Origin of the sequence: Metabacillus lacus (assembly GCF_009674805.1) — a bacterium.
GTDB lineage: Bacteria > Bacillota > Bacilli > Bacillales > Bacillaceae > Metabacillus_C > Metabacillus_C lacus.
In genome coordinates, this window is record NZ_WKKI01000042.1 from 20,513 (window position 1) to 29,746 (window position 9,234).

General features: G+C 45.1%; 9 protein-coding genes and 1 riboswitch. All 9 genes read left to right on the forward strand.

Going from position 1 to position 9,234, the window contains the following annotated elements:
- Positions 1–30: 30 nt before the first annotated feature.
- Complete coding sequence (mgtE, locus tag GJU40_RS16480) at positions 31–1,401, forward strand: magnesium transporter (RefSeq protein WP_154309168.1); 1,371 nt, start codon at positions 31–33, stop codon at positions 1,399–1,401.
- A 17-nt stretch (positions 1,402–1,418) separates the two neighbouring features.
- The gene (locus GJU40_RS16485) at positions 1,419–3,275 is read left to right on the forward strand and encodes a monovalent cation:proton antiporter family protein (protein WP_154309169.1); all 1,857 of its coding nucleotides are present in this window, start codon (positions 1,419–1,421) and stop codon (positions 3,273–3,275) included.
- Between the two features lie 48 nt (positions 3,276–3,323).
- A riboswitch (TPP riboswitch) is annotated at positions 3,324–3,432 on the forward strand.
- A gap of 96 nt (positions 3,433–3,528) precedes the next feature.
- Positions 3,529–4,221: a thiaminase II gene (gene tenA / locus GJU40_RS16490; RefSeq protein WP_154309170.1), complete on the forward strand. Its 693-nt coding sequence runs from the start codon at positions 3,529–3,531 to the stop codon at positions 4,219–4,221.
- The gene (gene tenI, locus GJU40_RS16495; protein ID WP_154309171.1) at positions 4,218–4,835 is read left to right on the forward strand and encodes a thiazole tautomerase TenI; all 618 of its coding nucleotides are present in this window, start codon (positions 4,218–4,220) and stop codon (positions 4,833–4,835) included. Before tenA ends, tenI begins: the two co-directional genes overlap by 4 nt.
- Positions 4,813–5,922: a glycine oxidase ThiO gene (thiO, locus tag GJU40_RS16500; protein WP_154309172.1), complete on the forward strand. Its 1,110-nt coding sequence runs from the start codon at positions 4,813–4,815 to the stop codon at positions 5,920–5,922. The genes tenI and thiO overlap by 23 nt, the downstream gene beginning before the upstream one ends.
- Positions 5,919–6,122, forward strand: coding sequence for a sulfur carrier protein ThiS (gene thiS / locus GJU40_RS16505; RefSeq protein ID WP_154309173.1), 204 nt, complete (start codon positions 5,919–5,921; stop codon positions 6,120–6,122). Before thiO ends, thiS begins: the two co-directional genes overlap by 4 nt.
- Before the next feature lie 3 nt (positions 6,123–6,125).
- The gene (locus tag GJU40_RS16510) at positions 6,126–6,893 is read left to right on the forward strand and encodes a thiazole synthase (RefSeq protein WP_154309174.1); all 768 of its coding nucleotides are present in this window, start codon (positions 6,126–6,128) and stop codon (positions 6,891–6,893) included.
- Positions 6,893–7,909, forward strand: a complete 1,017-nt coding sequence (locus tag GJU40_RS16515; protein ID WP_154309175.1) for a thiazole biosynthesis adenylyltransferase ThiF — start codon at positions 6,893–6,895, stop codon at positions 7,907–7,909. Before GJU40_RS16510 ends, GJU40_RS16515 begins: the two co-directional genes overlap by 1 nt.
- A 198-nt stretch (positions 7,910–8,107) precedes the next feature.
- Positions 8,108–8,692, forward strand: a complete 585-nt coding sequence (locus GJU40_RS16520) for a CotO family spore coat protein (protein ID WP_154309176.1) — start codon at positions 8,108–8,110, stop codon at positions 8,690–8,692.
- Positions 8,693–9,234: the final 542 nt, after the last annotated feature.

Sequence of the window (9,234 nt, forward strand, 5' to 3'; positions counted from 1 at the left end):
AAACATGGTTCATTAGAGGAGGAATCGGCATTGTTACTTGTAAAAGATGATATTTTAACAGACGAAGGGGAACTTGCTGTCAAGGCACTTCATGAAGAAAATCTTCATGAATTCAGAAGACACTATCTGGAACATCATCCCTATGATCAGGCAAGGCTTTTCATACTCCTATCTGCAAAAGAAAGGGAAATGCTTTATCAATACCTTTCGCCAGGGGAAATGGCGGAGATTTTTGAAAACATAGAAGAGGAAGAGCATCCGTACGAAACTTATCTCGCTGAAATGAACCCATCATTTGCTGCTGATATGTTTGCTGAGATGTATACAGATGATGCAGTTGATGTGTTAAATGAGCTGGATAAAGCGCAGGCCGCCAGCTATTTGTCACTGATGAACAAAAAAGCAGCCTCTGAAATTCGTGAGCTGCTCCACTACGAGGAATCCACTGCCGGAAGCATTATGACAACCGAGTTCATTACAATTTCCGCACAGCAGAATGTGGGCGCTGCGATGGAAATTCTCAAAGCGGAGGCACCTGATGCCGAAACGATTTACTATATTTACGTCACTGATGGGGATAAAAAGCTGGCAGGAGTCGTCTCTTTGAGAGATTTAATCATCTCGTCTGATCACACACTCATCAGCGATATCATGAATGAGCGGGTCTATTCTGTTTCTGTAGCGGATGATCAGGAGGATGTGGCAAGGCGTATGAGAGATTATAATTTTCTCGCTTTGCCGGTTGTTGATTTTCAGCAGCATATTCTAGGCATCATAACAGTAGATGATATTGTAGATGTTATTGATGAAGAAGCTTCAGAGGATTATTCAAGGCTTGCTGCTGTCCCTGATGTGGATACAGCGGACAGGGGCCCTTTTTCTGCGGCAAAGAAAAGGCTGCCATGGCTGATTATTTTGCTGTTCCTTGGCATGCTGACCGCAAGCTTAATCGGTCGCTTTGAAGCGACGCTCGAGCAGGTTGCCATACTTGCGGTATTTATCCCGCTGATTGCTGGAATGGCCGGCAACACGGGTACTCAGGCGCTGGCTGTTGCAGTGAGAAGAATTGCGCTTGGAGATACCACGGAAGAAAAAAAATCAAAAATCCTTTTGAAGGAAGCAGGAACCGGGCTTATAACCGGAACCATTTGCGGAATCGTTGTGACCATTACTGTGTTTATCTGGCATGGCCAGATTTTTCTTGGTCTGCTTGTCGGCATTTCCATTTTTGCGACACTAACGGTTGCAACGGTTGCAGGCGCGTTTATCCCTTTGCTTATGCATAAATTCAACATTGACCCTGCTGTTGCTTCCGGCCCGTTCATTACAACGATTAATGACATTATCAGCGTCTTAATTTATTTTGGGATGGCTACTATGTTTATGCAGTATTTACTATAAAAGAGGAGGTACAATAGATGGAACATGGAGCATCTGTGGCTTCTCTAGTTATTGTCATCGTGATTGCACTGCTGACTCCGATTCTTATGCATCGTTTCCGCCTGAATTTTATGCCGGTTGTTGTAGCAGAAATTCTGATGGGGCTGATCATCGGTAAAAGCGGATTGAATCTAGTGGAAGAAGATATGTGGCTTGAAACTCTTTCAATGCTCGGATTTATTTTTCTGATGTTTCTGAGCGGATTGGAAATCGATTTCACAGCCTTTTCAAAAGGCAGGAAGAAAGAAATGCTTCCAAATGGCAGACCTGCCCCAAATACCTTTGCCGCGGCAACTCTCGTCTTTCTTGGCATTTTTATTTTATCATTGGTTTTGTCGCTTTTGTTAGTTGCTGCCGGATTTATTGAAAATGCTTTTCTGATGACGCTTGTGATTTCCACCGTTTCTCTTGGAGTTGTTGTTCCAACTTTAAAGGAAGCGGGAATTATGAAAAGAAATATCGGCCAGATTATTTTGCTGGTCGCAGTCATTGCCGACCTGGTCACCATGATTCTGCTGGCTGTTTTCGCTTCTGTTTATGGAAACGGGGAAAGCAACATATGGCTGCTGCTTGTTTTATTTGGAGCAGGAGTTGCATTTTATTTAATCGGAAAGATTTATAAAAACCGTAAATTTCTCAAGACGATGTCCAAGGGAACAGTCCAGATTGGGACGAGAGCTGTGTTTGCCCTGATCATTGTTCTTGTGGCCATTTCTGAAACGATAGGAGCAGAAAATATTCTCGGCGCTTTTCTTGCGGGTGTACTCGTGTCTCTTCTGTCGCCAAACAAAGAGATGGTTCAAAAGCTTGATTCTTTCGGCTATGGCTTTTTAATTCCGATCTTTTTTGTCATGGTAGGAGTGAAACTGAATATTTGGGAATTATTTGATGATCCGCAAATACTCTTGCTGATTCCAATGCTGTTTCTTGCTCTGCTGCTGTCAAAGGTACTTCCAAGCCTGCTGCTCATTCGCTGGTTTGGCAGAAATACAGCTCTGGCTTCGGGTATTCTTCTGACCTCTACGTTATCTCTGGTCATTGCCGCTGCTGCCATTGGTGAAAATGTGGGCGTCATCGATTCAACAATGTCAGGTGTATTGATCCTTGTAGCCGTCCTGACATGCATCATCACTCCGATAGGCTTTAAAAAATTGTTTCCCGCAAGTCTGCTTGCTGAAGAAAAACAGGTGATCACGTTTGTCGGCGCCAATCAGATGACTTTGCCGGTTACAAGGGATCTGAATGAAGACATGTTTCAGGTGAAAATTTTTCATACTTATCAGGATAAAGCGGATGTTTCTCTGTCACATTCCCTATTTGCCATTCAAGATCTGCCGGACTATGAGCTGAAAACACTGGAGGCCAATGGTGTATTTAAAACGGATATCCTTGTAGCAGGAACAGGAAATGAGGATGATAATGCAGCAATTGCTCTCCTGGCCAAAGAGCTCGGCGTAAAAAGAGTGATATCAAGTATTGACTCTCCAGAGCTGGAACAAAAAATGAAGGAGAAACATATTGACGTTTTTTCCGTGATGTTATCAGCCCAGACTCTTCTCAGAGCCCTTATTGAAACGCCGGGTGCTGTCAGCATCCTCACAAATAAGGACACAGCCTTACAGCAGGTAAGCCTTTATAACAGCAGATATGAAGGCATGATGCTCAGGCACTTTCCGTTCACTGGTGATGTCATCTTAGTAAGAATTTTCAGGGGTGATGAATCACTGGTTCCCCACGGAGATACAAGGCTTTTGAGCGGAGACAGACTGATTTTAACAGGAACCGCTGAGTATGTAAGAGAGCTGAAAAAGGAGTTAGAAAGAGGCCGTCCTTGATTCTGATATTCTATATGGTAAGATAAACTTATGAAATAAAATACTGCTGTTTACCACTAGGGGAGCCCTTGCAAAGGGCTGAGATGAAAGCACTACTTTCAGACCCTCATAACCTGATCTGGTTCATACCAGCGTAGGGAAGTGGCAGGCTGAAACTGTTTGTGACCAGCCTCAACCACTTTTCTTCTGCTGAAAAGTGGTTTTTATTTTGGGAAAAATCCGGCTCATGCCCAATTATAGAGGAGGAAATTACATGTCTTTTTCAGCACTTTGCAGAGAGCATGCAGATCAATGGTGGGAAGGAAGCTTTCAGCATCCATTTGTACAGGGAATAGGGAGCGGAGAGTTGTCTCTGGAATCCTTTAAATATTATGTCATGCAGGATTCTTACTATCTTGCTCATTTTGCAAAAATCCAGTCATTTGGAGCAGCCCATGCTAAAGATCTTCATACGACTAACAGGATGGCCATTCATGCGCAAGGTACATATGAAGCAGAAATGGCGCTGCATAAGAGCTTTTCTGTCCTTTTGAACATTACAGAAGATGAGGTCAAGTCTTTCAGGCCGGCTCCAACTGCTTACGCTTATACTTCGCATTTATACAGAGCAGCTATGAGCGGTGACCTTGGTAATATCATTGCAGCACTGCTCCCTTGCTATTGGCTGTATCTGGAAGTAGGGGAAAGGCTGAAACATGAAAAACCGGAAAGCGAAGTTTATCAGGAATGGATCTCAGCCTACAACGGCGACTGGTTCAGGGAATTAGTAGAAGAACAGATTCAGAGATTGGATGAATTAGCTGAAAAAGCTGGGCCTGAGCAAAAGCAGGAAATGATGGAGTATTTCTGGCTGAGCAGCTATTATGAATATTATTTCTGGGAAATGGCCTATAAACGCGAAGGCTATAATTTGACTGAAGAAGGACCAGTGAATACAGTTCTATGAAACTGCATGTCATAACAGATGGAAAGAAAAGCATCAAGGAATTGGCAGAGATTATTTTAAGTATTCACAACGAAATTGATTACATTCACATCAGGGAACGCGGCAAGAGTGCCGGTGAGCTTTCAAAGCTTCTTTTTACATTGAATGAGCTTGATGTTCCATCTGGGAAGCTGATTATGAATGACAGGCTTGATGTTGCACTGCTGCACGGTTTGCGGGGCATTCAGCTTCCTCACCACAGCTTTTCTCCGGAGCAAGTGAGACAGATGGTCCCTCACATGAAAATAGGGAGTTCAGTCCACAGCATGAAGGAGGCTGAGGCTGCTGAGAAGGCTGGTGCAGATTATCTTCTGTTCGGTCATATCTACTCTACAGGCTCTAAAGAAAATATACAGCCGCGCGGACTGAAGCAGCTTATGGAGCTGAGCAGTGCAGTTGAAATCCCTGTGGTGGCAATCGGGGGAATATCACCCGAAAAGATAAAAGAAGTGAAAGCAGCAGGTGCAGACGGAATTGCTGTGATGTCTTATGTGTTTTCTGCAGGAAATCCCTCTAAGGCTGTACAGTCCCTGAGAGAGGAGATGGAAAAGCTTGAACAACAATCATACATTTGAAGTTTGTATTATCGGCGGCGGCGTGATTGGTTTGTCAATTGCTTATTACCTTGCCAGAGAAGGCGTGAAGGCTGCTGTTTTTGAAAAAGATGTAACAGCTTCAAAGGCTTCCAGTGCAGCTGCAGGAATGCTCGGTGCGCATTCCGAGCTATCAGGCAGCCCTCAATACAGGGAGTTTGCTTTGAGCAGCCAGGCAGAATACACTTCCCTGGCTGAAGAACTTTATGAATTGACAGGCATTGACATTGAGCTTGTTAACAAAGGGATGCTGAAGCTTGCGGCAAGTGAAAAGGAACTGCATGACCTGAAAAGGCAAGTTCTGCTTCACAACAGCCTTTCACTTTTGAGTGCTCAGGAAACTTCTGAAATGGAGCCCTATCTTTCTAAGGAAACACTGGGCGGGTTGTATATTCCCGGGGACGGACACGTAGAGCCGCAAAAGCTTGCAGCTGCATTCAAACGGGCTGCCGTCTCCATGGGAACAGAGATTTTTGAGCATACTTCTGTCCTTTCAATTGATGAACAAAAAAATAGGCTTGTCACGGACAGAGGTTCATTTTCTTTTCGCAAGCTGGTGATTGCCGGAGGAGTATGGAGCGGCTTATTTACTCAAAAGCTTGGTATTTCTGAAACGTTTTATCCTGTAAAGGGTGAATGTTTCTCTGTTATGCCGCCTGCAAAGGTTCTGACAAAAACAATATTTTATGATGAATGCTATCTTGTTCCCAAGCGTGATGGCAGAATAGTAGTGGGCGCCACGATGGTCCCGAATGATTGGAATACTGATGTTTCTGCCGGGGGAATCAGTTTTCTCGCAGAAAAGCTGAAAGCCGTTTTTCCAGAGCTGGCAGCCTGTCCTATTAGAACATTCTGGGCCGGACTCAGGCCGCAGAATACAAGAAAGATGCCGCTGATTACCGAGCATCCTGAAAACAGAAATCTGCTTATAGCAGCCGGACATTATCGAAACGGCATCCTCCTTGCCCCGGGTACAGGACAGTATATAAGAGATTTAATCTTGGAAGTTCCGGGGAGAAAGCATGCTGAGGATTTTTGCTTAAAAAAGAATGTGGGGGTTCAAGCATGAACATAGTTGTAAACGGAGAGGCAATAACTCTGCCTGAGCATGTTTCAACGGCAAAAAATTTGCTGGAGCATTTTCAGCTGGAAGACAGAATTGCCATTATTGAGCGCAATGCGGAAATAGTAGATAAGAACGCTTATGATTCTACTGTTCTGTCAAACGGAGACAAAATAGAAATTGTTCATTTTGTAGGAGGAGGATAATATATGTTGAAAATAGCTGATAAAGAATTTGCATCAAGACTGCTGCTCGGAACGGGTAAGTACCCAAGCTTTGACATACAGCGGGAGGCAGTTGCTGTGTCAGAGGCGGAAATTCTGACATTTGCAGTTAGAAGAATGAACATCTTTGAGGCGTCTCAGCCTAATTTTCTTGAACAGCTGGATTTAAAGAAATACACGCTGCTGCCTAATACTGCGGGAGCTAAAACTGCTGAGGAAGCAGTCAGGATTGCCAGGCTGGCAAAGGCGTCAGGCCTGTGTGATATGATAAAAGTAGAAGTGATCGGATGCAGCAGATCTTTGCTGCCTGATCCTGTTGAGACGTTGAAAGCAAGTGAAATGCTGCTGGAAGAAGGCTTTATTGTTCTTCCTTACACCTCGGATGATGTAGTGTTGGCGAGGCGCCTGGAGGAATTGGGTGTTCATGCAATCATGCCGGGTGCTTCGCCGATTGGCTCCGGACAAGGCATTCTCAATCCTTTAAATCTTTCCTTCATCATTGAACAGTCAAAGGTGCCGGTTATTATTGATGCGGGGATAGGATCTCCGTCAGATGCGGCTCTTGCCATGGAACTCGGAGCTGATGGAGTTCTGCTGAACACTGCTGTTTCTGCAGCCAGTGACCCTGTAAAAATGGCTTCTGCGATGAAGCTGGCAATTGAGGCGGGCAGACTCGGCTATGAAGCGGGCAGGATTCAAAAGAAAGATTATGGAGTGGCAAGCAGTCCAGGAGAAGGAATGATGACCACTTAATGGAACGTTATTCAAGACAGGTCCTGTTCTCTCCTATTGGAGAGGAGGGCCAAGTAGCCCTAGCGAGTAAGCATGCAGTCATTGCAGGAGCCGGAGCTCTTGGGACAGGCAGCGCGGAAATGCTTGCGAGGGCAGGAGTCGGCAAACTGACTGTCATTGACAGGGATTATGTAGAATGGAGCAACCTTCAAAGGCAGCAGCTTTATACAGAGCTGGACGCAAGGGACAGGCTGCCAAAAGCAGCTGCAGCAGAAAAGAGACTTCGGGAAATCAATTCTGAGATAGAAGTATACGGCTTGATTGAAGACATTACGGCGTTGAATGCAGAAAATCTGATCGGTGGCGCTGATGTGCTGATTGATGCTACAGATAACTTTGATACGCGCTTTATATTGAATGATGTCAGCCAAAAGCTGGGTATTCCATGGATCTATGGCGGCTGTGTCGGAAGCTATGGGATGTCCTACTCTATTCTTCCTGAAAAATCGCCCTGCCTGCACTGTTTATTAAAGCAGCTTCCCATGGAAGGCTACACTTGCGATACGGTCGGCATTATATCGCCCGCAGTGGGAATGACGACTGCTTATCAAACTGCAGAAGCTCTGAAAATACTATCTGGTAACACAGATCAGCTAAGATCTAAGCTGGTTTCATTTGATCTCTGGCACAATCAGCATACAAGCATCAATATCGATAAGCTGAAAGATCCTGCTTGTACAAGCTGTGGAGAAAATCGTGTTTATCCGTATTTAAATTATGAAAATGCAACAAAAACAGCTGTACTTTGTGGAAGAGATTCTGTTCAAATCAGGCCTGGCAGCAAGAGGGACATTGATTTTGCAAAGCTTGCCGAGGCCATTGCCGAGAGCGGGGGAGAAGCATCAGCCAATCCTTATCTGCTGTCAGTGGCAATAGATGGCTTTCGAATGGTTGTGTTTAAGGATGGAAGAGCTTTGATACATGGAACAAAGGATGTATCTGCAGCTAAAAATCTATATTACCGGTATTTAGGCTAAAGAAAGGCTGCCCCAGGCGGCCTTCTTTTTTTACGATTTAAATTGCCTGCGCAAATTTGGTTTGCAGCCTATACCCGCAAAAACAGGCATGTCTGTTCTTTATGCGATAAATTCCTGTGACGTTTTGCCAGTCATGAACCTTGTTTTGCTGCATACATTTTATGTAGAGTGCCCTAAAGAACAGGAGGTAGGCGAATTATGAGCAACAACAATAATGAACTGGGCAGGCAGCCCCTCATGTACATTGTCCAGCCAGAATACCAGAAGATAGACCCCGACATGCAATCGGTTGTGATAAAAAAGAAAAAGCAGAAAAAGTCAGCGGATACAAAGAGTCAGGAAACTGAAAAAGAAGCAGCAGCTGTGGTAAAAGAAGCTGTGGTGGCTGCAGCTGAACCGGAAGCCGCTGCATTGCCAGTGCCGGAAGAAGCTGTAGAAGCTGCAGAAGCCGGTTCCTTCGCGGCAGAACAAGAAAACCGTAATGAAGATAAGGTCCTTGCAGATGCCGAGACTGAACGAAGAGAAAGGATCTCCAAACGAAAAGGAGAGAGAAACAGAAAGCCTCTTCATACAATGAGTGTACTTGAAAAAATAGATTTCTTTGCAAAGCTTCCCGTAAACATGCCGCGTACGCTGTGCCAAATTGAGACTGAATCAGAAATTTTAAGAGGAATTATTCTTTCCGAAGAAAACGGTGAAGTTACAATTAGAAACGTCAAGTCTTCTCAGCAGGAAGTGCTCAAAGCTGAAGAAATTAAGGCAATTAATTTACTGGGATTTTAAAAAGGTTAGACTCATCTGTCTAACCTTTTTAAGGTTGATGCTATATGTGCCGATAGGTGTTCGTGGGCCGGCTTTGCTTTTCTTTATTGACTAGCAGGCCGGCAGGAAGTCGGACAGTCATGCGTTGCCACAGGACGTGGCGCTCTTAGCGTGACTTCCTTTTTACTATGGCTCCGCTTTTCTACATTGTCCAGCTCCAGGCGCCAGCGGCTCGAGGTCATAAGCTGTCTTGGCCAAAAGGTCAAAGAGCGACCTTCCGTCCAAGCCATCTTATGCTTGTCGCCGCTGTGCGGGCGCCTTCCGCTTTTCTACATTGTCTAGCTCCAGGCGCCAGCGGCTCGAGGTCATAAGTCATCTTGGTCAAGAGGTCAAAGAGCGACCTCATGTCCAAGCTGCCTTATGCTTGTCGCCGCTGAGCAGGCGCCTTCCGCTTTTCTACATTGTCCAGCTCCAGGCGCCAGCGGCTCGAGGTCATAAGCCAATCCGGCCTGAAGGTTAAAGAACAACCTTCATTCCGACTCGTCTTATGCTTGTCAGGGCTG